General features: G+C 69.1%; 17 protein-coding genes. 1 reads left to right on the top strand and 16 read right to left on the bottom strand.

Features of this window, described 5'->3' with window-relative positions; genetic code table 11:
• Positions 1 to 127: 127 nt before the first annotated feature.
• Both ADK67_RS14640 and ADK67_RS14635 read right to left on the bottom strand, forming a co-directional pair.
• Entirely contained in the window at positions 128 to 2458 is a 2331-nt protein-coding gene (locus ADK67_RS14640; RefSeq protein WP_231648187.1) for an ATP-binding protein, read from the bottom strand.
• A gap of 121 nt (positions 2459 to 2579) precedes the next feature.
• Positions 2580 to 7991 carry an AAA family ATPase gene (locus ADK67_RS14635; RefSeq protein WP_082403479.1) on the bottom strand — a complete coding sequence of 1804 codons (5412 nt, stop codon included), beginning with the start codon at positions 7989 to 7991 and terminating at the stop codon, positions 2580 to 2582.
• Here ADK67_RS14635 and ADK67_RS14630 point away from each other — a divergent pair.
• Complete coding sequence (locus tag ADK67_RS14630; protein ID WP_197289454.1) at positions 7975 to 8574, top strand: hypothetical protein; 600 nt, start codon at positions 7975 to 7977, stop codon at positions 8572 to 8574. The genes ADK67_RS14635 and ADK67_RS14630 overlap by 17 nt on opposite strands.
• 145 nt (positions 8575 to 8719) lie before the next feature.
• Here the strand turns inward: ADK67_RS14630 and ADK67_RS14625 are convergent, their stop codons facing one another.
• From ADK67_RS14625 to ADK67_RS50830, 14 genes are all read right to left on the bottom strand, one after another.
• Entirely contained in the window at positions 8720 to 9907 is a 1188-nt protein-coding gene (locus tag ADK67_RS14625; RefSeq protein ID WP_157620330.1) for a hypothetical protein, read from the bottom strand.
• A gap of 765 nt (positions 9908 to 10672) precedes the next feature.
• Positions 10673 to 11263 carry a hypothetical protein gene (locus ADK67_RS14620; RefSeq protein WP_053716975.1) on the bottom strand — a complete coding sequence of 197 codons (591 nt, stop codon included), beginning with the start codon at positions 11261 to 11263 and terminating at the stop codon, positions 10673 to 10675.
• A 221-nt stretch (positions 11264 to 11484) separates the two neighbouring features.
• On the bottom strand, positions 11485 to 11649 hold the full coding sequence (locus ADK67_RS50840) for a hypothetical protein (protein WP_157620328.1): 165 nt from the start codon (positions 11647 to 11649) through the stop codon (positions 11485 to 11487).
• A 166-nt stretch (positions 11650 to 11815) separates the two neighbouring features.
• Positions 11816 to 12868, bottom strand: coding sequence for a hypothetical protein (locus ADK67_RS14615; RefSeq protein ID WP_053716974.1), 1053 nt, complete (start codon positions 12866 to 12868; stop codon positions 11816 to 11818).
• A gap of 337 nt (positions 12869 to 13205) precedes the next feature.
• Positions 13206 to 13694 (bottom strand): hypothetical protein, encoded by a 489-nt coding sequence (locus tag ADK67_RS14610; protein WP_053716973.1) that lies wholly within the window; start codon positions 13692 to 13694, stop codon positions 13206 to 13208.
• A 231-nt stretch (positions 13695 to 13925) separates the two neighbouring features.
• Positions 13926 to 14786: a bifunctional DNA primase/polymerase gene (locus tag ADK67_RS14605; RefSeq protein WP_053716972.1), complete on the bottom strand. Its 861-nt coding sequence runs from the start codon at positions 14784 to 14786 to the stop codon at positions 13926 to 13928.
• 393 nt (positions 14787 to 15179) lie between these two features.
• A complete protein-coding gene (locus tag ADK67_RS14600; RefSeq protein WP_053716971.1) occupies positions 15180 to 16229 on the bottom strand; it encodes a DUF4192 domain-containing protein in 1050 nt (349 codons plus the stop codon).
• 299 nt (positions 16230 to 16528) lie between these two features.
• Entirely contained in the window at positions 16529 to 17011 is a 483-nt protein-coding gene (locus ADK67_RS14590; protein ID WP_053716969.1) for a hypothetical protein, read from the bottom strand.
• Between the two features lie 949 nt (positions 17012 to 17960).
• Positions 17961 to 18131 (bottom strand): hypothetical protein, encoded by a 171-nt coding sequence (locus ADK67_RS50835; protein WP_157620326.1) that lies wholly within the window; start codon positions 18129 to 18131, stop codon positions 17961 to 17963.
• 710 nt (positions 18132 to 18841) lie between these two features.
• Positions 18842 to 19276: a hypothetical protein gene (locus tag ADK67_RS14585; RefSeq protein WP_053716968.1), complete on the bottom strand. Its 435-nt coding sequence runs from the start codon at positions 19274 to 19276 to the stop codon at positions 18842 to 18844.
• A 276-nt stretch (positions 19277 to 19552) separates the two neighbouring features.
• A complete protein-coding gene (locus ADK67_RS14580; RefSeq protein WP_082403477.1) occupies positions 19553 to 21001 on the bottom strand; it encodes an ATP-binding protein in 1449 nt (482 codons plus the stop codon).
• A gap of 254 nt (positions 21002 to 21255) precedes the next feature.
• A complete protein-coding gene (locus ADK67_RS14575; protein WP_053716966.1) occupies positions 21256 to 22506 on the bottom strand; it encodes a hypothetical protein in 1251 nt (416 codons plus the stop codon).
• A 294-nt stretch (positions 22507 to 22800) separates the two neighbouring features.
• Complete coding sequence (locus ADK67_RS14570; protein ID WP_157620324.1) at positions 22801 to 22995, bottom strand: hypothetical protein; 195 nt, start codon at positions 22993 to 22995, stop codon at positions 22801 to 22803.
• Positions 22996 to 23037: 42 nt separating this feature from the next.
• Positions 23038 to 23553: a hypothetical protein gene (locus tag ADK67_RS50830; RefSeq protein ID WP_157620322.1), complete on the bottom strand. Its 516-nt coding sequence runs from the start codon at positions 23551 to 23553 to the stop codon at positions 23038 to 23040.
• Positions 23554 to 23727 lie beyond the last annotated feature (174 nt).

Here is a 23727-nt window from a genome sequence, read left to right as displayed (position 1 = left end):
ATACTCAACACGTCCGGGCGGCTGGCATGCCAGCCGTCAGCGAGGTCAACCACAAAAACTGAGCCGGAGCAGCGTCGACGACGCCTGCTTCCGCGACGTCATCTCTGTCAAGAACGCTGGCGCGGGGTTAGTAGGGACCGTCCCGATTGGGCTCGTTGAGTTCGTCGAGTTGACGTTGGACGCGTCGGACATCGGTGTCGCGGCCTTGTTCCCGGTACAGATTCAACGCTTCGCGCCACACCTCATGGGCCCGATCGTATTGTCCTAGGACGGCGTGGGACCGACCCACGCTGTCGAGAGTCCCCGCGACTTGGTAAGCGTGGCCGTGGGCACGGCGCAGGATGATGGCTTGATGGTAGTGGTCGACGGCCTGCCGGTGGTCGCCGGTGAGGTAGGCGATGAAGCCAAGACTGTCCAGGGCATCTGCCTCGCCGTTGGGGTCGCGGTGGCGTCGGTATAAGGCAAGGGCCTCGCGGCAATGGTCACGAGCGATGTCAATGTCGCCCAGGCGCGCGGAGTGCCAACCCACGGAGTTGAGCGCATCGGCTTCGCGTACCGGTTGGTCGAGGCTACGGCAGAGGTCGAGGGCATGCCGGGCGTGGACCAGTGCCTGCCGGTCGTCGCCCTGACGTCCCCAGACTAATGCGAGCACTCGATGGATGCGTGCCTGCTCGGTGGGATCGTGGTGGCGTACGACGAGGTCGAGTGCCTGCTCCAAATGCCAGGTGGCCTCCTGGTGTAGACCCGCTTGGGAGCAGGCGTTGCCGAGGAACCGGTGTGCGCGGACACGGATGATGGGGTCGGGGAGGTGGTCTGCGGCGTCCAGCGCGGCCCGCCACGCGGCGAGTCCATCTTGTCGACGCCCTTGCCGGCGGTGGAAGGTGTCTAGTGCCCGGGCGAGGTGCCAGACGACGTGGTGGCGGCCGAGGGTGCTTGCGGCGCGTTGAGTGGCTAGGAGCGTGGCGTGCTCGGCCTCCAGCCAGGCCGTTGCGGCCGCGGCGTCGGGTAGTTGATGCGGGTGGACGCCGGGCACGGGCCGGCTGAGCGGTGGAAGCGGACGGTGAGGGTTCAGAAGGCGTTCGGTGGCATGGGCGGTATGCAGGTGGAAGTCCATCACCCGCGCCAGGGCTGTTACGCGCACGTCGTCGGATAGGTCCTGAGCGATGGTGGTGGCGTAGTCGCGAACCAGGTCGTGCATCGCATACCGGCCATGCGGTCGCCACTCAACCAGAGAAGCCTCGTCCAAGACCGACAGCGCCTTGCGTGCGTGGGGGAGGGCCAGTCCGGTGAGGGCAGCCACGGCGGGCAGGGTGGTGTCGGGGCCGGGAGCCACCCCGAGCAAGGCGAACACGGTGCGCTGTTCCTCGGTGAGCTGGCGCAGGGACCAGGAAAGGACAGCGGGCACGCTGGCGGCGGGATCGGTGTCGTGGTCGAGCATCTCCATCCCCAGCTCACGCAGCTCGACGGCCAACTCGGCCAACGGGATGCTTGGACGGGTAGAAGCATTGCGGGCGATGATCGACAGAGCCAGCGGGTAGCCGTCGCACAGCTCGACCAACTCGTCGACGGCGTCGGGTTCCGCGGCGACACGGTCGGCGCCCAGTCGCCGAGCTAGCAGGGCACGGGCCTCGGCGCGGGTGAGGACGCCCAGGGACAGGTGACGAGCACCGTGTCGGTCGATCAGGGAGACGAGCCGGTGACGACCGGTGACCAGCACGGTGCAGGTCGGGCTGCCTGGGAGCAGGGGGACGACCTGGTCTGCTGTGGCGGCGTTGTCCAGCACGATCAGCATCCGCCGGCCCGCGAGCAGGCTGCGGTACAGCGCCGCTTGGGCGTCGAGGGAGGTCGGGATACGGCCGGGGTCGACGCCGAGGGCATCGAGGAACCCGCGCACCGCTACCGCCGGGGCTACCGGGTCGCCTGCGGGACTGAAGCCATGCAGATCGACGAACAGCTGCCCGTCGGGGAACAGGTCCAAATTGCGGTGTGCCCAGGCCAGCGCCAACCAGGTCTTGCCAATCCCTCCGGCCCCACCGATTGCGGAGACCATCACCGTCGCGCTCGCGGCGGACAGATCGGCACAGGTCGGCCCTGGCCCTGTGATGTCCGCCCTGTCGGGTGCGGCGGTCGTCAGCGCACGATCCAACTCGGCCAGGTCCGCTACCCGTCCCGTGAACAGGCCCGGTGCGGCAGGCAGTTGACGCGGTAGCACCTGCGTCGGTGAAGAGGGTGCCGCGTGCAGGTACACGTCACCGTGAACGACTCCGGCCTGCACTACGCCGCCCGCACCGCCTGACGCCGTATTGCGCACCTCAAGTCCGTGGCCGGTGCGGGACTCGTGGGACTGCTCACGCTCGGGTATGACCACCGCGAACACCACCTCGGCCTGATTACTGGTCGGCGAGCCGCAGCGTCGCACCATGACCACTGGACACCAGCTGATCCCTGCGAAGTTCACCCGACCGATCGAACTTTCTCCGCAGAAAGACGGATCCCGCCGGCAACGTCCACTGCCACCTGACCCGGAGCACGACTTGTCCTCCGCGCGCCGCGTGCGGGTTGAGCTATCCGGTGGTCAGCTACGGGTCACCGGGTTGTGGCTCAATCTCGCTGCCGGTGGGCGGTGGTTCAAGGTCGTCGATGTGGGGTTGGTGTTCGGCGGCGGGCTCCGGCGCACGATCGGCTCGATTGTGTGCGGGGACCAGTTCGCTGCGACGTTCTTGTCGCTCTTGCTCGCGGAGGTGCTCGGGTTGGCGGGCGCGCAGCTCGACCTCGTTGCGCAAGCCGTCGACGCGCCTGGTGAGGCTGTGGTGTTCGGCGGCGAGGCGTTCGGCGCGGTCCTGGGCTGTGGTGAGGGCGTCGAGGTCTCGCTGGTGGGCTCTGGGACGCGCGTGTTCGTAGTCCTGTTCCGCCGCGTTCGCTCGGGTGAGGGTGTGGCGGCGCTGTTCGGGTGGGCCGGTGCGTTCGTGGAGCCGGGCGGCCTGGGCGGCGAGTTCGTGGGCGTCCGCATGCGCTTGTTCTTCCAGCTCGGCGTGGTGTTTGACCTGCTCGGACAGTTCGGTGCGGCGGGTGCGGGCGAGTGGGCTGAGGGTGTCGAGGGCGTGTTGGGTGCGGGTGCGGTTGGCGGCGGCGTTCTCGGCGCGTTGCAGTGCGGCGTGCCAGCGTGTTTCGAGGTCGTCGGCTTGGCGCACCAGATCGGCCTGCTCGCGTAGCCGGTGCAGGTGTTCGTCGAGTGCGCGCACGGCCGGGCCGGCTTCGGCGTTGACCTGGTTTCGCAGCTCTTCGGCGTTGCGGCGGGCTTCGCTGACGGCTCGGTCGAGAGCTGTGAGGCGCTGCTGTTCGACGGCCAATAGGCGCCGCAGGTGCTCGTCGTCGTGGCGGCCGTGTTCCCGATCGGCCCAACTGGGCCTGCGCGGTGCTCTCGGCTCCCCGAGGTGTGGCTGTCGATCGGGATCGGGCCTGGTGGGCTCCGTCGGGTGCTGTGTGGCGCGTTGGAAGGCGGCGGTGGTGAACGCCGCGGGGTTCTTGACCCAGTGTGCGCCGACCTCGGTGGGTGAGATTCGGCGTAGGGCGGCGTCTACGTCGATGCCCGCTTCGGCGGCTTGTTCGATGCGTTGGGCGAGCGCCCCGAACGCGGGGCCGTTGGCGACGAGGTCGACGGTCTCGGGGTGGTTCGGCCAGACCCGGCGCAGGTGCTCGGTGGCGACGAGGCGGCGGTGGCGCTCGGCGGCGGCCCTGTCGCTGCCACGCTGCGCCTGGTCGACCTCCCACTGATGGGCGCGGGCGGTGCGCTTGATGAAGTAGGCGGTCAGGCGTGCCGGGTCCTCGACGCTGTCGTGGCCGACCTTGGCCAGGGGAATGCGTCCCAGCAGGGTGCGGGCGTCCAGGTCGCCGACCGCCTGGTGGTCGAGTTGGCGGACGACGGCGTCGAACGTGGGGCTGGTGATGACGGCTTCGGCCAGGTCGGGACGTGCGGTCCAGGTGTCGCGCAAGAGGTCGGTGACCTGGTCACGCAGCAGTTGCCACTGGCGTCGATGCTCGACGCGCTCGTGCTCGGCGTCGACACGGCCGTCGGCGAGGCGTTCAGCGGCGTCGCGCACAGCCCATGCGACAAACGCGCCAGGGTCGGTGACGACACCGGAACTGACGGTGCGCAACGGCACCTGGGCCAGCACCTCGCGCACGTCCAAGGCCGAGTCCTCGACCTCGGCCAGCCGACGCGCCACGCTGGTGAAGGCCGCTGCGGCGACGATCCGCTCCACCAGGTCGGGCTCGTGGCACCACACGTCGCGTAGCAGGGCCGCCGCGCGGTCACGCGACCGCTGGTCACGCTCGGCGCGCGCCTGCTTGGCCTCGGTGCTGCGTTCCGCGCGTTCCCGGCGGCGTCGATGGGCTTCGCGTGCGGCGGCTTCGGCGTCCTGGGCGCGTTGCTCGCGGGCTTGGGCATCGGCGAGGTCGCGGAACTCCGCCAGGCCGAGTTGAACGACGACGGGGAGGTCGTCGGGGGAGGTTTCGGTGGCTCGGGCGCGGCGGGCGAGCTTCTCGACCGCACGTTCCATCCGCTCCGCGCGGGTGTGTGGCTCAGGCCGGTTGGTCGATTCCCGTTCGGTTTCCAAGGCGTCCAGTGGTGCGAAGAGGTGCACGGCGCTGCGGTGGCGGCTGGTGGCGACGTGGGCGGCGGGGTTGTCGGCTCCGGCGGCGTGGAACAGCACAGTGCCGCCGGACCATTCGCCGTCGGGCCCGCGCCACTGGTCGCCGACGGTCAGACCCTCGCTCTTGTGCACGGTCATGGCGTAGCCGAGGGAGACTCCGCCGCGGGCGATGTACTCCGGAGTGAGCTTGCCCAGGCGGGTGATGCGGCCGTCGGCTGAGTCTTCCTGCCATTCGACGGTGAGGGTTCCGCTGGCGGCGATGTCGGTGACGACGGCGCGGTATCCGTTGAGGACGTCGGTGTCGGCCAGCGTTCGACGTTGCACGGCGTTGATGCGCATCAGAACGTGGTCGCCGATGTGGAAGCGGATCTCGCCGCCTCGGCGGAGCGCGTAGGTGCGGCCTCGTCCGAGTTCGCCGTCGGCCAGGCGCAGGGCTTGGGCGCCGTAGTTGAGTCGGTCGACCATGTCGCGGGTCGCGCTGAGCATGACCAGGCCGCGGATCTCGGTGTGCGGGTCGGGTGCTCCGGCGCGCAGCTGCGCCCATGTGGCGAGCATGGCGGCGGTCGCTTCGGAGGTGGTGTCGGTGGCGACCAGCCTGTTCTTGAGCATCCAGATCGCGAGGGCTTCGCTGTAGCGACCTTCGCGCCACAGTGCGATGGCTTCGCGTTCGTCCTCGTCGCGCTGCCGCCTGTTGTCGACCAGTTCTGAGCCGTCGACGAGGCGGTGGACGTGCCCGAACAGCGAGCCCGCGCCGACGCCGCGCAGTTGGAGTTTGTCGCCGACTTCGATGATGCGGGTTCCGGTGTGGGCGGCTCGGCGGTACAGGCGGGCCCGGTCGCGGTCGTCGGTGAGGTTGGCTTCGTCGACCACGAGTACGTCGACGCCGGTGAGCACGGTGGTGTCCGGGTCCTCGGCGGTGGTCAGCAGCGAGGTGAGGGTGCGGGAGGGGATGCCGGATTCGGCTTGAAGGTTGCGAGCGGCGACGGCGGCGCTGGCCGCGCCCTGCACGACGTAGCCGGCGGCTTCCAGGATGGTGCGCAGGACGCGGAGGAGGGTGGTCTTGCCGGTGCCGGGGGCGCCGTTGACGGTGTCGATCATGCGACCGTCGGTGACCAGGCGGGTCACGGCGGCGCGTTGCTCGTCGGAGAGCGGGTAGCCCTGGCCGGCTTCGACGGTGTCGAGCGCCATCTCCAGCAGGTCGGGGTCGGTGACGCGGACTGGTGACTGTTCGGGGTGGCTGGCCCGCGCGGCGCGCAGGATGATCTTCTCGGCTTCGACGACGTCGGTGGTGGTGAACTGCTCGGCGTTGGCCATGTGCTGCGCGGCCAGGGAGCGCTTCGCACCCACTCCGTGCACCAGCTCCGCGCCTTTGGGCAGCCGGACGAAGTCCAGGTGGGCCAGGACCCGGTCGGTCATGGCCTCGATCGCCTCGGGGGACTCGTAGCCGCCGGGCATCGCGTCGGCGACGTAGCGCAACGCGTCGGCGCGGGTGAAGCGGCGGCTGTGCGAGGTCAGACCGGTGGCCGGGTCGAGCAGTTGGCGCGCGATGGTCTCGGCGGTGACGACCGGTTCGGGTTCGGGCTGCTCGCTGTCTTCGGGCAGGTGACCGCCTGCGAGAACACGCCGCAGATGCCCGGCAGGGTCGCGTCCGGCGGCCAGTTCCTGTCCCTGCCAGATGTCCTGAAGCGTGGCGTCGGGCGCGTCGATGTAGTCGCCGTGGGCGCGTCCCGGTGCGTGTTTGGGGCGGCGGGTCAGTCGGGCCGCGAGGTCCTGTTGGACGCGGGTCGCGGTCTGCGGGTCGAGTCCCAGCTGGGTGAGCAGGGCGCGGATGTCGGTGTTGCGCTTGCTGAAATGCCGCAGTGTGGCGTCGGGGATGCCCGCGATCTCCCAGCGTCTGGTGCGGTCGCTGCGGCGGTAGCGCACGCCGAACCGGGTGGTCATCTGGTAGCGGATCAGTGCGTGCACCATGTGCTGCACCACGGGGGCGTGGCGGACAAGGTCGCGTCCGCCGGCGGCGATCGTGCTCCACTTGCCGTCCTCGATGCCGCGGGTCATGTTGGCGAGGGTGACGTGGACGTGCCAGTGCGGATCGCCCACGGGCATGCCCTCGACAGGCCGGGCGGTGCGTTCGACCATCGCCCAACCCAGGAATCCCGATCCGGGGACGGTGGCAGCTGTCCTGCCTTGGCCGTGTTTGCCGCGCATGCCGTAGGCGGTGCGTGCTTCGAGCCAGTCGAAGGTGCGCAGCACCTGTTGGAGGAACATCGGTTCTGCCTGGGCGGCCAGTTCCGGGGTGGCGATGGCCAGGAAGGTCGAGTCGCTCTTGGGGATGTCAACGGTGAGGTCGTAGGCGGCGTTGCCGGTGATGACTCGTCGCGGCACGCGCTTGTTGCGCGGCTTTCCGGTGTGACCGGTGGTTTGGACGATGGTGAACAGTTTCGCCGTGGCTCGTGTGAAGGCGCCGGGTTGCCAGACCTCGTCCGGTGCCAGTCCGACCGCGTCGAGAATGCGGCCGGCGTGGTCGGCGCGCAGGCGCGCGGTCTCGCCGTCGGCCTGCCATACCCGTTCTGCGGTGGCGAACATGTCGCGCAGCTTGCGCTCGGCGAGCACCTCGGACACCGGTACCCCGGCTTGGGCGGCGATGCCGTGCACGGCGCGCACCAGTGGTGAGATCGGCAGCTTGGCGTCCTCCGGGACGGCCTTCTTGGGCTCCACCAGCACTTCGCCGGTGTGTGGGTGGCGCCCGGTGGCGAGGGCACGGGCTTGGGGGAACTGGTCGCGGGTCAGCGGACTCAGCGGGGTGATGCCGACCTCGTGCAGCCCTTGTCCGATCCACAGCAGACCAGTAGGACCGCCCTGAGAGTGTGTCGACAGCGACCGTTCGCGGTCGGAGCCGCTGCACGAGCCGTGCTCGCCGAGGCGGTAGTCGATCTCCACGGGGTCGAAGCCGATGGGCTTGACGTAGGCCACCCGACTACCTCCCCACGCGCTGCTCGGCGACGGCGCTGTGCGACCTGTCGCCTCTTCGGCTCTTGCGTGGGGGCCGAGATAACCGTACCCGGCGTGCTGCCCTGATGCGGAAACCTCGTGGATACCATAGTGCAAATCGGTTGATCTTGTAATGCTTGAATGTAGTAGGCGTTCCGATGCCGACCTTTCGTTGAGCGGAAAGGTAGCGAAAGGACAGACGGGGTCGGTTGCGTTGCGGCGGGTCTGGGCCGCTGTGGCAAGTGCGCTTTCTTCTGGAATTGGAGCGAAGCGGCGTTTACGGTGGGGGTGCTCCCAGGGGGACTGTGCGGAGCGGAGGTCGGGGAGCATGGCTGTGTCGGCGAAGGACATCGCCCGGCAGGTGGCGGAGGAGGACAGGCGGCGGGCGCGGCGGCGGACGACCGCGATCCGGGATGTCGCGCGGGCCGCTGAGGCGGCCGAGGATGTGGAGCGCAGTAGCGATGAGCGGATCGCGGGGTTGCGGAAGCGGCACCGTGAGCGGGTCGCGGTGCTGCGCGAGCAGCTCGGGAAGGACATCGAGGCCGAGCGGGCGAAGAAGCAGACGGCTCGGGTTGGCCTGGCGCAGACAGTCGCGGCGGCGCTGGAGGTGTTCGACGAGGTGGAGCTGGCGCGCTACGCGGGGATGTCAGATCAGATGGTCGCGTCGCTGGCGCGCTTGGCGCGGTCGGCGGCCACTGGAGGCGAGCCGGATGAACCGGTGAAGGAGGCGGGGCACGAAGACGGCGGCGATGAGGAGGTCATTGACGGTGATGTCGGTGCTGAGCCGGACGTGGTGAACGGTTCCGGTGAACACGCGTCGCGTGGCGGGGTGCCGCTCGGTGATGACGGTGTCGGGGATGCTAGTGCGGTAGGTGAGGGGCATCGCTTTGGTGCGGGAGATGTGGAGGTTGGCGGGGGTGAGTACCCGCCGTAGGCGGGTTCGATGTCGCTGTGAGGCGGTCGGGGGTGGGTGGGTGGGGCCAGCTTTTTGGGTTGGCCGGCTCGATGCCGGCCAACCGTCACGCTGCGGGCTGCCGGCGGACGGGGCTGTGCCCGTCCGCCGGCTGTGGTTCAGCGGGTTAGGCGGCCACCGGTTCGGTGTGGGGCTGTTGGGCGGTCTTCTGCTCCAACCGCCGGCAGTCGAGGCATAGACCCTTTCGAACCTGCTTCTTGTCTCCGCACGTCCCGCAACGTCCGTTGTCCTTCGTGGGAACGTGCTCCTGCTCCTGCTCCGGCTCGGGCTCGGGCTGCGGCTCGGGGGTGTCCTCGGAGGCGGTGGCGGCGTTGGCGCAGGTGCGGGAGCAGTAGCGCGGGTCATGCGGTGCGTTGTGCTCGTCGTGCTGGTTGGGGACATTGAGCGGGTTGGGGGTGTTGTTCAGGTTGGCGTCACAGTGGGCGCAGCGGGGCACTCCGTCGGCAACGGTGACGGTGGCTTGCCGGTTCTGGTAGCCCTTCATCCACTCTTCAATCGTGATGGCCGTGAGGCGGCGGTGGTTGCGCATGGCGCGTCGCCATTCGGCGCGGACGGCGGGCTTGCCGTTGTGCTTGATGTGGTAGTCGCATCGGGCGTGGATGGCGTCGGCGTAGGTGTGGCCGGTGGGCAGCTCGGGGATGCCGGGGCGGTTGAGCGAGCGGCACTCGGTGCACAGTCCGTCGTCACCGTGTCCGGCTTCGACGCGTTCGGTGCGAACGTCGGTGACGGCGCGTTCTCCGGCGCACCACACGCACGGGCGGGTGCGTAGGTCGGCAACGGCGGCCTTGTCGTAGTCGAGTTCGTAGGCGAACGGCCGCTCGGTGCGGGCGCGGGCGTCGTCCACTCCGGCGCGGGTGTCCGCGTACTCGGTCACGGTGCGCGGTTCGGCCCCGGCCTGGGCGCGGCGGCGCTGCTCGGGCACGGTGCGGCGGGCGCTGTGGTCGTAGCGGGTGCCGCTGTTGCGGGGGGCCTGGTAGTTGCCGCGACCGTAGCGGGGCGCGCTGGTGGTGTCGGGGCGGTAGAGGCCGGGGTCTTGGTCGGGCACGCACGCGGCGATGACGGCGCGGTGCTCGGGGTTGGTAGCGCGCTGCTCCGCGTTGCGGAGCTTCGCTACGGCGATGCCGTAGGGGTAGCTGCTCAGCGTGGCGGCGCACTTGCCCATCAAGGCCAGCGTTTCGGGGTCGGTGTTGTTGACCACGGTGCGAACGCGGCGCTTGGCGGCGGCCAGGTCACCGGCCCTGACCAGGGAGGCGACGTCGGCGAGGGCTTCGGGCACAGAAACGAGCTGCGACATGAATAACCTCGGGTTAGGAATTTGTGTCCACCGGGCTTGGTCTTCCCGGTGTTTCTTACGGATTTAATCCTATCCGTCATGGCTGCGGTTCGCAAGACAAAGGAATGTGTGAACCATTCTTGTTGTTGAAACGTTACTCCGGGGGAACGGACCCTCTGACCTGCTCTTTTGCTTCAACGAAACGTGAGATGCACGCATTGTGATGTCCGGCGGGAATGGTGGCTAACCCTTTTCTTCCGCCCCCCTCGCGTAGTGCCGGTTTCGTGCCGCGTAGACCGGGTCAAGGTGGGCCCCGAAAATAATTGTTCGGAGCTTGCGGAGAAGAATTATTTTCGGGTGCCTTGATGCGGTCGGAGCGGCATGGCAGCCTCAAGGCACGAGGGGGGCGATGGCGACGCGCGGTTCCGAGGCGGCTTTCACTTGGTCGCGTAGGCAACTGAGGATATGGCAAAACGCCAGTTCAGAGCCCTTGAGAGCGTGATGGTGTCTTGAGGCGCCAGGGCTGTGGTGATGATCCACTGGGTCGCTACACTGAACCGCGTAGCGCATCAGGATAGGGCCCTTAGGAGCCTGTGTCGTCCTGATGCGTTGTCCCCGCGGTCTTGGTCGAGCCACTGCCTGGCGGTGGTAAGCCTTCGGGCTTCCGCGGGTGACACGGGGCGTGCCTGGCTTCTGCCAGGCACGCCCTCGACACTGTCCCGAGGTTCCCCGGATCGGTCACCTCTCGGCCGGGGCTTCCAAGTGCGGTGGGCGGAACACCGCGGGCTACTCGCCGGCAGGTGTTCCATCGTCTGGGGCCAGCGTGTCGACCAGACCGGCCACGGCCTGGGTTGCTTTGCGCTGCAACCAGTCGAGGAATTCCTCTGGTAGTCCAGTGGTGGTGTCCGTCCTCTCATCGCGTCCCAGGAGCAGGCACGGTCCGGCGATTCGCGGCCTGTCCGCGGCGAGCAGTCGGCGGACGAAGGCGCGGTCGCCGTCTCCGGCGGCGTAGGCACCGAAGGCGACGTCGTCGAGGAGGTCGTTGAGCAGGATGGTGGCGGCCGGGTTGGGTGGCTGGTTGCGCAGGCTGCGGTCGCCGATCCAGAAGTCGATGCCGCGCACGACGTGGATGCGGTCGGCGTAGGGGTCGCCGACCAGTCCGATCGGCAGCTGGGCGAGTTCGTCTCGATTGCCGGGCAGGGTGAGGAAGTGCAGCTGGTCGGCGTGGCAGAACATGCCGAGCCGGGAGCGCGGCAGTGGCTCTGAGGTGAAGGTGGCCGCGTTCGGGCTGGGCGGCTCGACGGCTGGATCGTACCCAGAGGCGGTGGCGAGCAGCTGCTGGATCCTTGCTGTCAACTCCGTGACGGAGTTGTCCATGGCGTGAGGTCCCTTCGGTGGGTGATCCGGTGTGGCTGTCCGCTGGGGCAGCCACACCGGTGGAAGCTGGGTGCGGTCGGCCGGTACTGGCCCTGTGCTGTCGCAGGAGTCGAGGCGCTGTCGTGTGAGGTGGTTCGCCGGCTCGGACGGACGTGTTGAGCCGGGGCCGCTTTCGACGTCGGGTGTGAGCGGCAGTTGCATCCGGTATTGGCGGGCGGCGCCTACGTGTTGTCCAGGCCGCAGCCGGGACACAGCAGGAAGACTCCTGCGGCGAGATCCGATGCGTCGGAGTCGACTGGGCGGCCGTGGTGGTCGAACCACGCGCCGGTCGGCGAGTCGTCGGTGCAGACTTCGGGACGTTCGGCGGGCCAGATGCGGTCGGGCACCTGTACCACCCGCCGGTCCGGATGGACGTACTCGCGAGCGAGGCCGTGGAAGTCGACGGGCCGGTTGTGCAGTACGACGACTTCGTCACCGCGGGCTGTCGTGCCGGAACGTGGGAACGGGGCATACTGCTGTGCTTCTGGAGGGTGTCGTGGAGCTTGGGATGTCTCACCGGTTCGCGGGTCGGTCCCACACGTTCACGGTCTGTCCGGTCTTGAGCGGCTTGTCCTGAGGGCCTCTGATCTGTGGGTTGATCCAGACGAGGCGGCGCAGGGACCGGTCGGGACCGTGGGGCTGGTTGCGCCAGTGGCCGCGGACCAGCCAGCGCACCGTGTACCGGCGATCACCGGTGTCGGACGACTGGTTGCCGGTCGGCTTGTCCCGGTGTCGGCGGTGTACGTGCACGATGCGGACCTCGGAGGTGCGTATGCCTTCACGTGCCTCCCGGCGCTGGAGGCGCCGGTTGGGCGTGACCTGCTCGGTCTGGCTGATTCCCGGCTGGGTCATCAGCAGCCAGCTGGCGTAGAGCACCTTCAGCCACGGCACGACGGCCTCGCCGTTCAAGAGCGTGCTCAACTCCTGGATAGCGTCGAGGTCGGCGATGGTGCTGCCGTGATGCAGGGTGATCTCGTTGTCCCACAGCCATTCCGGTGTGGTTCGGATCGCGGTGTCGAGTTCGGCGCGCTTGGGTGGTCGGCCGAAGATCCGGGTCAGGGAGTGGCGGACGTAGTCGTCGTCGCGGACGCTGTAGAAGGTCGCCCCGGTGGCATCGGGCTTGCCCGCCAGTGGTCCCCATGAGGCGGCGGCGATGTCGACGCGCCGGTCACCGAGCACGTCGCCGAGGTAGGAACCGATGGGTTCGGCGAAGACGATGAATCCGTGCTCGGCCGGCTGGTGGGTCTCGTCGATGCGCAGGTCGTCGGGCAGCGTGACGGCCGCTGCGGTGGCGACTTGGGTCATCTCCGGGGAGACCCAGTAGAGGGCGGCCTCGGCCAGCCGGTCACGTTCACCGTCGAGGATGAGCTGCGCTGCCCGTTCCGGACGGGGCGAGCGGATCAGGTCGAGCGAGAAGCGACCTTCCTTGACCATCTGTGTGTGGAAGGCCAGCGCTTCCGGTTGGGCGAAGACCTCACGCAGGTAGTGACGCACGGCGGGCAGGTCGTGGGGCGCGGGTGGGCTGTAGGTGCTGTCCCAGATTCCGGTGTCGGGGTTGATAGGCATGACGGTGTGTGACTCCGAAAGGCGAAGGAGTGGTTGAGTAGGCGTGGTGGGGCTGAACGCGGCGTGTGACCACCACGGCCCCGGCCGAAGCCGGGGCCCGTGAGGTGGGGGGTGCTGCTCCGGAAGTGGTCTGCGAAGTAGGTGGACTGCCGCTGCCGCCGTGTCGTTCAGGATCGGCGACTGCTCCCGTCGGCGTCCGGTAGGCATGCCGCGGCGAAGCGCCTGCTCCGGTGCAGGAGGAAGCCGTCAGCACGCACTGTGTCCCGGCATGCGGCATCGACGCGGCCGACCGTGCAAGCCGTGCTCGGCAGGCGGGCGGAGTGCCGGAGTGGTGGAGTCAGTGTTGCGCTTCGGGTGACCGCGGGTCGGTTCCCGGCGCGGGGCGCAGGTTGTGGTCCAGTGGCGTGGTGCCGTGGCGGCGTTCGTGTACCTGCGCTGGTGCCGTGATGCGACGCCATCCGATGCGCTGGCAGGCGTAGAAGCGGCCGTCAACCGCGACGATGTCGCCGATGGACAGCGACCGGTTGCCTCGGCTGCGATAGCGGATGGCGCGCTGGTCTGGCTCACCGAATTCGGGGTCGTCCCCGACGTTGCACAGCTGGAAAGCCGACTCGACCAGGTCCACGTCGCGCGTGCGCGCCGCCGATGGCTCGTGGTAGGCGAGGACCTCGACGACCGGCTGCCCTAGATAGCCGGACAGCACCGCGCGGTCGCTGAGGTTGTGGAAGACGCGGATGCCCACCGGTCGGTGTGCCCAGCGCAGCAGCGTGTGCCGGCACCGGTCGAACGCCGTGCTGATGTCTTGCCGGGACGGTCGAATCTTCATCGTGTCGCACCCTCTTGCGGGTCGGGAGTGCCCCGCGGTTGCGGGGTGCGTCCGCCGGAACAGGGTCAGTGGGTGGGGCGGCGTTGTGTGCCGGCCCCACCCACTGACCCTGTACGGTGCGGCACCCCGCAACCGCGGGGCACTCCCGACCCGCGTGTGCGCCTCCTCGGACGCGAAGTCGGGTTGCAGACCGTAGAGAAGTCCTTTACCTGCCAAGAGGTGATCGGCAGGTCAGCGGAGATCGGCCAGGCTGCGTGGTCGGGCTCTGCCCCAGGTGAGTCCGTCGTTGATGGTCGTCTCGGCTTCCCGAACGCTCCAGCCTTCGACTCCGTCGTGCTTAGCGGCGGCGGCGTGCAGTACCGCGCGGGCTTCGTGCTCGTCGAGTTCGCCGCCGCCTACCCATCGACCGAGTCGGCCGGCCGCGCGCAGCAGGGTGTGGTGTCGTTGTCCGGGAGGGGCGGTGCGTACCTTGTCGGCTTCACCGTTGACGACGGCGTCGAGGTAGGCGTCGGGGTGACGTGGTCTCCTGCTCGTCGAGCGCAGCGGCTTCGGTGGTTCGGGCGGCAACAGCAGGGGAATCAGCCACGGTGGCAGTGCCGTGATCGGTGCGCGGTTCATCGGCTTGTAGATGCCGGTGGTACTGACGGATCCGGCTGCCACGATGTAGCCGCCCGCACCGCGGGTATCGACTCGCCAGCCGAGGCGTCCGATCGTGTTGCGCAGCTCCGGTTCGGCGGGTGCCCGGAAGTACAGGTGCAGCCCGCCGGACGGGGTGCGGACCGTAAAGGTGTGAGCCGGGTAGGGCTGGCCGGCGGCGTCGGCCAAGCGCGCCAGGACGTCGCGGCCGTGCTTGGCTCCTGCCCACTCGGGCGGTGGTTCGTGTCCGTGGGCGTCGTCCAGGTCGAGCACGTACAGGCTGCTGGGGCGACAGGCGATGCCCACGTTGTAGGGCAGCGATCTCCAGATGTCGCGTATCCGCTCGGGGTCACGAGTGGCGGCGGACTCCCACCCCTTGTCCTTGGGGATCTTGCTGCGCGGCCACAGCGGGATCACGTGGTGACCGTCGCGAACGGTGTTGAGCGCGACGCGCATCAGTCGCGGTGAGAAACCTGTATGAGTTCTCGGAGATCGCACTGTGCTCACGATGCTCAAGGCAGTCCTGCCCTTCCTGTTGGATGTCGGGTGCCAGTGATGTCGCGGGCCTCGCCGCGGATGAACTGCATGACCAGCGGCAGCGGTCAGCCGGCTGTGCCGTCCCCAAGGATCTCGGCCGAGTGGTCCGTGGCTGCTCGACTCGCTGGAGCGCGGTCCCGTTCCCGAACTGTTCCGCGACAACGGTGGCGTACCCCTGGGCGAGGCAGCCGGATGCGGGGCCAGGGTGTGGGTCCGGTGGTGCAGCGTGCCTGCGCAGTAGCGGATGGCAGGTGCGTTGTCGCGTGCTGCGCAGGCGCGCTGTCGCGGATGCGGGAACGCGGCCGGTCGAGGTCACACGAAGTTGGCCATAACCAGCTGCTCGGCGGTCTCGGCCGCGTGGTCCACGATGGGGCGGAGCCTGTCCGGGTGGATCTGCTTATCCAGGGCAGCGCCCAGCAGCGCGGCAAGTCGGTGGCCGGGGACGGCGGTCTCGGCACGGTCGAGCGCCAAGGCGACGAGCCCGCCGTCGCCGCGCAGGTACGCTGACAGGGCCAACAACACGGCCGGCTCCGCGCACTCCGGGGTCGGGCACGCTCGGGTGAGTTCCGTCCACAGCTGTTCGGCTGCGTGGGCGTGTTCGCCCGCCGCGGTGGCGATGCACGCGTCGCGCACCATGGGGTCGGACAAGGCCACGGCCAGGACGGCGACGTCCTGGTCGGAGAGGGCCTCCGACCGTTCGCCGGTCCGCCTCACCTGGTTCATCACCAGAAGGTAGGAGTCGCGCGCCGATCGCCAACGGTCCTGGTCCGGCAGCAGATCGATCATGTTCGCCCGACGGGTCAGAGCGTCCTGAGGGTCGGGGCGCACCACGGCGAGGCGGTCGTCTCGGCTGTCGAACACCTGCAGACCCTGCGCCGCAGCCTTCACAGCGAGCAGGGAGGTCTTCGGGTCCGGGAGGACGCCGGTGTGGAACGGGTCGTCATAGTCGTGCCACTGGGCTCCGGCGGTGACCGCTGTAGTCCAGAACATGCGCAGCGACGTGTCGTGCTCGGCGATCACGCGTCGCAGCCGGGTGACGAGAGCGGTGCGCGGCAGCAGGAGCCCTTTGGGTTCGCCGCCGCCGACGACCACACCGATGACCGCGGCACCGGGGTAGCGCGCCACGACTGTGGCGATCTGGTCGACCAGGCTGTCGGCGAGGCTGTCGTCGGGCAGTTCGGCACACATCGTCAGCTCGATCAGGTCGTCGACGATGATGTTGATCAGCAGTGCGTCACTCGGGTAGTAGCCGATCAAGTGCGGAGAGGCGGCGATCAGCTCGCCGGGTTCGCTCAGCTTGGCCGGGGTGCTCTGGTCCAGCGCGTCGGCGGACGTGGTCGGGTCGGGCGTCGAGTCGGACATAATGATTGTGCTCCCTGGTGGATGTGATCGGAGGGGTGCGGGCGTCGAGGGACGTCCGCGATCGGGTGGTCGTGAGCGGAACCGGACGACGGCAGGTCCAGGCCGGTGGTCAGTCGTGCTGGGTGATGCGCTCGACGCGCACACCGGCCTGTTCGGCGAGCAGGGCGTAGACGTCGTCGCCGACGTAGAAGCCGGTCAGCTCGTGCCCCGCTCTGCCGTCGTAGGGCGCCTGGGTACCGTCGGGACCTTGTATGAGGCCTGCGAGGAGGTGCTCCAGGTGTGGCGGCGATCGGAGGTGGTCATCCGGCGCCGACCGAGGCCTCGTCGGTGAGGGTTGGTGTTGCCACGTGCCCCTGTGGCCAGGGCGTCCACGAGTTGTCGCCGACCGTGACGACGACCGCCTGGGCGCGCTGCTGGAACTGCTCGGAGGTGATGCAGCCGACAGTGGCTTCCAACGACAGCAGGTAGTGCTCCGCCTCAGCTGGTCGGTTCGCCGCGACCACGTCGGGCAGCCTGCGCAGGGAGCTGACCAGCAGGTCGGGCAGCACGCCGCCGTACTTGAGGTGGGCCGCGCGCCGGACGGCCGCGAGGCGCTCGTGCAGGTTGCGCACGTGGTGTGGCGGGCCGTCTGGGACGAGGGTGAAGGACTCGCGGCGCACGTGGTTGAGGGCGATGTAGTCGTGATCGTCGACGAGTTCGTAACGGAGACCGTCGGGGGCGTCGCTGACGGAGGCGATTCGGTAGCGCCCCCAGTGGTCGTCGAGTGATCCGTGGTAGTTCACCCATCGACCTACTTCGGCCTGAGGCGGCGCGGTCGCGGCTGAGGTGTGCGATGGCTGCATCGGCTTTCCCTCTCTGGCTCGTTGATGTGGTCTCGATTGCGATCGGCTTGGCGCGGGCCGAGTCACCTGGCTGTGGCTCGGCTTGCCGTGGCTGTCCTTGACACGCTGGGGTGGTCAGGACTTCTGCCCGGGCCACCGAGAGAGCTCGACGGTGTGCTCGTCACCGGAACTCGGTCCTTCCCAGTGCCAGTCCCCGACGTCGATGAGGCGCACCAGGGCGGCGCCGTCGCCGTTGTCGTCCCGTCCGGCTGGCGCAGGGGGCCGGGTCACACGGCCTCGGCTGGGTGCCGCCTAGCCGGAGACGAGGGAGGGCGGCAGCATCTAGCCCCGCGCGGTTGACCCGGACACCGAGTCGGCCAGGGTGCGCCGCGCCGCCCGGAGCGCGGCAGCCCTCGCCCTTCCTCCCGTAGGTCCTCCACTCGCCAGCCCGGCAGGTGAGATCCGTTGTCTGGCAACAAAAAGCCCGCGCCGCATCGCGACCGGGGATTGCGACGGGAACGGACCGTTCAGTCGTCGAGCAGAGTGCCCAGCACCGTGCTCGCGGCTTTGGCTCGGAAGACCTGGCGGAGAGCAGCCGCTTCGCGCGGAACTCCGCGGCGATCCACGCGGCGATCCACTGGGCGAACCGCTTCGGGCAGTGCTCCGCCGCGGCCTCCATCCAGCCGAACTGGTCGTCGTCGCCGGTGGCGTCCTGGACCTCGCCGTGTATCAGCGCCTGGAACTGCTCGGTGTCGCCGTACCGGTTGAAGGGATTGCTCCAGCCGGTGATTCGGCAGCGCGGAGCAGTCCGGGCAGTCGACCGGCTCCATTGCGGACCGGTGGTTCAGCGGCGAGGCCCCGGCAGGACGTGCAGTGGTCGCCTGCCGAGGCCGCTTCGCGCAGTCGTCCGTCACTGCTGGAGTTCTTCGAACCCGGACAGCAGGATCTCAACTTCCGTGCCGGGTTCCGCCTCCTCCCATTCCGCGACCTGGACGAGACGCGCCCGACCCGTCCCGTCGCCGTTGTCCTTCAACAACTCGACGACGAGACCAGGGTCGATCGAGGCGAGCAGCGTGCTCATCGGGAACCTCCCGAGGTTGGTGTGTCGGTGGAACGCGGCCTGCCTCAGCACGGCGCGAGGGGCCCGGAGGGGTGCGCAAGTGAAGAGAGCTCGTCGATTCCGGTGTGATCGCGCGCAGCGCGACCCCGAAGGGGCTTGTCTCACCGGAATCGACGGGCGCGAAGCACTTGTGCGCGAACCCCTTGCGCCGTGCTGACCTCCGGGCGTTCCATCGACACACCAAGGCCGGGGGCACCTGGGTGCGTGCGCCTGCACCGTCACGTGCCTTCCGCGTGACGGCTATCACTGGAGGTTGAACGGTCGAGCCGCTGTTGCCCGCGCTGGGCGTGAAGGATCGTCCGCGCGGGTGGGCGTGCGTATGGTGGCGTCCACCACGGCGAGGTGGCGATTGCGGCGGGGTGGTTCAGAACGGTGGCTCGGTCACGGCCTGGTCGAGCAGCCCCGCGACGTCGTCGTCGGCGGCGGCCCAGAAGCCCGCGCCATACCTCGTCCATCGCCTGGCACACGGCGACGGGCATGCAGCCGTCGGGGCCGTCCAGCTTGGTGACGGCGAGGTGATGCTCCCCGTCGGCCGGTCGCAGGATCCAGTCGCCGCCGTCGCGGGCGAGGACCAGCCCGGTGCCGTCGTGCGGGGTGATGGTGCTGCGAGGGCTTCGCCGGACACGGCGGATCCGGCGGCGAAGCGAGGCCACGACGATCGTGTGATCGGGTCAGGAGGTCCGCGGCCAGGCGGTGTGCCGGCGCGGCGGCTCGTAGACGTAGTCGTACCGATCGCCTGCGGCGTCCTGGTGGTCGACGTGGGTTGTGAACGCGGCGAACGCCTCGTCCTCCGACGGGTACTCGATCACAGTGATCGCCTCGTCGTCTTTGATCATCAGTACGACCCACGAGCAGTCATGCGGGTCACCTGACCAGGGGCATCCGCGAACCAGGGCGACACCGGCACGGGTGTCGACACCCGGCACCAGGCCGCTGCCGTCACAGCGGGCCATCCACCGGACTTCGTCCGCGTCGTCGAGAACGGTACGCACCCACTCCTGAAGTTCCTCTTCGTCGTCGGGCCACCAGTCGCCCCGCTCGACGTGGGCGAGGTCTCCGTCGTTGGTGTAGCGAAGAGTGCCGTCGGCACCAGGCAGCTCAGTCATGACGTTTCTCCTGGGGACTATCGCTAATCGGCATGCGGTTCGAGGCGGGCGGCGACGTGCCGAACAGCTGTCCTCGCCGCCCGGCTCGGGCGCATCGGGACGAGGAACCACCTCGTGGGAGGTGTCCTGGACCACGGTGCGGCGCCGCAGTAACGGCAGCGGGCGCCGGCGCCGGCTTCGATGTCGGGTTCGGTGGTCATGTCGGTGTTCCTCTGTAGGTGGGTGGCGTCCGGACAAGCGGGCATGCGCCGTGCGCTGTGACGGTCCGCAGGCCCTTCACGTGGTGGGGGGAACGCTGTGCAGGCGTAGCGCGACGGCCTGCTCGACGTGGTGGCGCTCCGGGTGATCGCAGGCGTCGAGGTCGGCCAGCGACCAGGCGACGCGCCGGACCTCGGCGACGCCGCGTCGGCTGAGCAGCCCAGCCCGGTGGTGACGGTCGAGCAGCTCCCACGACGCGCGGGGGAAGACGCTGCTCATGGCCAGGGCGTCCTCGGGAACCTCGGCGTTGGTGGACACGCCGGCGTCCGACCACCGGCGGGCGGCACGCAGCCGCGCGGCGGCGACCCTGTCGGCCAGCTCCGGCAGCGTCACCGCGCCCGGTTCCGGCCGGTGTTCATGGTCGGCGTGCGTGACGTGCAGCCGGACGGAGACGCGGTCGTAGATGAACGGCGGCACCTGCCGTATCTCCGAGACCAGATCCACACAGGACAAAACCAGCAGCGGGTCGGCGGTGAAGCGGGTGGGTGTGCCGTCGATGGGCAGGAACACCGCGCGTTTGTCGATGATCTGTCGGATCACCGCCCACTGGGTGGGTGAGCGTCGTCCGGCGTCGGCGAGGTGCAGGACGCCGTGGGTGGCCAGCAGTGCCGCTCCGGGCCGACGGAAGGTACCGGCCAGTGCCGACCACGACGCGAGGCGGCCAGGCGCCTGGTAGGGCGGGTTGTGATCGACCAGCACACCGTCGGCGCGGGCGTCGTGACGTCGGTTCTCGGCCAGGGTGCGTGCCTGTTCGTCGGTCAGTGCCGGCAGCAGGGCGGCGAGCATGCGTGCGAACAGGGTCCGGTCGGCGGCGTCGGGGCCGGTGAGCAGGACGTGGTGTCCGCCTGCGGCTGCCGCTGCCAGTCCGCGCGCCACCCACGGCGAGAGCATCACGCCGTCGAGGGGGTGCGGGATCGTGCGCTCGGGCGACGAGTGGGCGTCGGGGGCCGGGGTGAGCGCGTCCCGGCGGCCGTGGGCGTAGGCCACCACGTCGGCCAGCGTGGCCGCACCGAGCACCTGAACACCGTCGAGCACGGGCGCCAGGTCCGTGTCGGGCATGATCACCCGGTGGACATCGGTGCGTTCGCGCAGCGAGCGCAGGCACTGCCACAGGTTGGGTGTCGAACGCACGCTGCCGTCCGGGTTCAAGCCGCCCAGCACGATCGTGTCCTGGAGCGTCGGCATGTCACCGGCCGCGGTCAGCACCGCGACGGCGACGGCGAGATCGTGCACCGGGTGCTCGGTCCCGATGGGCCGATCACTGTCGATGCTCACCGGCGTGGTCGGGTACGGGAGGTCGGAATTGCGGATGGCGGCCTTGACCCGGTCCCGCCGCTCCGGTGTGACCCGGCGACGACCCGACAGTGCAGAGCGGAGGTGGCGGTCGGCTCCGAGGACGGCGGTGATCACCAAGCCCTGGGCGCCGCCGGCGACCGGCATGAGGGAACGGATATGAGCGGTCTGCATGGCATTCCTTGCTGTGCGGAAACTTCACGGGGTGCTGTCCGGGATGGGTGCGTGGCCCGCCGTGGTGCGGCTGGGTCGAGATCGGCTGCGCAGCCGGTGCGGTGGGCGTGATGGCGAGCCTGGGTCGCCTTGTGGCGGCGTCCACGCTGTTCGGCGACGGTGGCGACGGGCTCTTCACCGGAGCCACGGGCCTACCCGGCCGCCACCGGGTAGGCCCCGTGCCGTGTGCGCCAACGCCTAGGGCTGGATGCCTCTTACCTGGCCAGGGACATCGCGCGCAGGGCGAGGTCGTCCAGCGCGTCGGCGCGGCTGGGGTCGGCCACGGTCTGGCTGTAGCTGGTGATCGCGTTGGCGAGGCCCGCCGCGGTGGTCTGGCCCCCGGCGATGAAGTGGCGCAGCACGCCCTCGCGTTCGGTTTCGGTGAACCCGAGTTCACGCTTGAGCACCTGCACGGTGGTGTGCGGCTCGGTGACCGGCGCCCCGGCCTGCTCCTCCAGCTTCGCGACCTGATCGGCCAGGAACCGCGGTGAGAGCCACTCGCGGACGTGGTCGCGGGCCTGGGCGGCGATGACGTCGAGCTGCTTCTTGACGGTGTCCTGCGACCAGCTGATCGTGCCGCCTTCCATCTTCTGCCCGAGGTGGACCTTGCGGAACGCCAGGGCGGGCAGCGTCAGGCCGTTGCGGCAGATCCGCACGAACAGTTCCGGCTTGAGCGTCACCGAGCCGGAACCGATCTCAGAGTTGGAGAAGCGGAACCCGGCGAAGACAACCGGCTCCGAGCCCGGCTTGTAGCCCAGGCCCTCGGCGGCGGCGAGGCGGCGGCCGGTGTCGAGGTTGGTGGTGACGCGTTGCCGATCGGCTTCCAGGGTCGGGTCGGCGAAGGGGTTGCGGTAGCTGGCTAGCAGGGTCGGTGCCAACCGCTCGACGGCGGGCGAGTAGACCTTGCAGTGCATGGAGGAGTCGGTCAGATCGCAGGAGCGGATTTCGACCTCGACGTCGGCCTGGCGGATCCCGTCGAGCACCGCGGTGAGCAGGTCGAGGTTGTCGACCATGCCGAACCGGTCCGACAGCACCGCCCGCAGCACTCCCGGCTCGCCGTCCTGGCCTCGGAACAGCCGCAGCAGGAACGACCGGGAGTCGGCCGGGTAAATTACGCTGGTCTTGCCTTCGGCGGTGCGCTTGGACTTGCCGTGCAGCAGCCCGTTGACGTTGGCGTCGAACAGATCCGGCCGCTCGGTGCGCATGAAACGCAGGTACTTCTGGTTGATGCCCAGCTTCGCCGCGATCGTGGTGTCCGCAGCGGCGGTGGGCACGTACAGGCCGTCGACCAGGGTGACGCCGTGGTCGTCGACGACCGGCTCGACCCCGGACAGCTGGATCGCGCCGCCCCTGGCCCGCAGGGCGGTGGCTGGTGCCACCACGTCGACCTTGGCGGCGTTCTGCGTGCGCAGCATGTCCAGCATGTGCTCGAAGGTGGCGTTGCGCACGATGGTGGTCAGGGACACGGGAACTCCATTCCGAAGGGCCACGCGCGCACGGCGGTGGCTCTTGCACTCGGTTGATCGGCGGCGGTGGCGTGGTCGGTCGCCGTCGCCTGGTGTGATGGCGGTGATGTCCGCACCTGGTGTCGGTGGGCGCGGCCGATTGGCCGTGGCGGCGGCAGCAGGGGCAAGCCGTGCTGTTTGCGGCTTGCCCCCTTGCCGTCGCTCCGGCAGGCTGCGCCGGCCCACCGACACGGGGCGGACAGCGGCGCTGAAGGGTGTTGTCTCAGCGGGTGGTGACCGGCCTGGTGCGGCCGGTCAGTCGCAGTCGCACTCGGCGACGCCGGCGTTGGTGACGAAAGCGCAGTGCGGGGTGTGGAACTTGGTCAGGATGATGCCGCCGTCGGCACGACGGATGATGATCAACGGATAGCCGTTGCGTTCCGCCCACTCGAAGTCGTCCGGGTCCAGGCGCACCCGATCGGCGTCGTAGCCGTGGGTCGTGGCCACCAACGTCTGGAGGATCTCCAGCAGGTCCGGCTATGTGGACATGCGCTACACCGCCAGCGAGGAGAACATCGGCAGCCGGTATGCCTCAGATGCCGGAATCAGGTCGATGACGTCGCGCTCGCCCGTCCACTGTTCAACGAACCGCAGATGGACCGACAACCATCGGCGGGCCCAGCCTGGCATGGCGTCGGTGACCGGCCGGTGACCGTTGCCGCCGTAGAAGGTCATGAAGATGCCGTCCTCGTGCTGCCACGCGAGCTCGGCGGCGATCCGGGTCGGGATGGAGGCCAGCTCGGCGGGGTGCCACCGTGCGCCGTAGGCGGTCCAGTCGTCCCCGCCGACCACGAGCGGCTGCACGACCAGCCGCAACGGCTCATCGTGGCCTACCAACCTGCCCTTGGGATCGACAGGACGCACCTGCCGGCACTGCGGGCACTGACCGTAGATCGAGTCGGGGCGACGGTTCGATCGCGGTCCGATGCTGCCTTCCGACGCAGGCAGACGACGACCGGCGCAGCGGATGGTGTCGACAAAAAGACCGTTGGAGTTCTCCAAGCGCATGATAATTTCCCCATTGACATTGTCCGATCCTCGATAGTTGCGCGATTATCGGAGCGTGGCTTAGCAGTCGACCGGGTGCGAATGACCGATGAGTCCACTTCTTCGGGCAGCAGATCTTTCGTTCCTATTCGGTCGAAACCGACGCTGTCGTATAAGGCGTCGGGCCCCGTCCGG

This window comes from Saccharothrix sp. NRRL B-16348 (assembly GCF_001280085.1).
In the GTDB taxonomy this organism is placed as follows: Bacteria; Actinomycetota; Actinomycetes; order Mycobacteriales; family Pseudonocardiaceae; genus Actinosynnema.
Note: the sequence above shows the minus strand (reverse complement) of the source record. Positions and strands in the feature narration are given on the sequence as shown.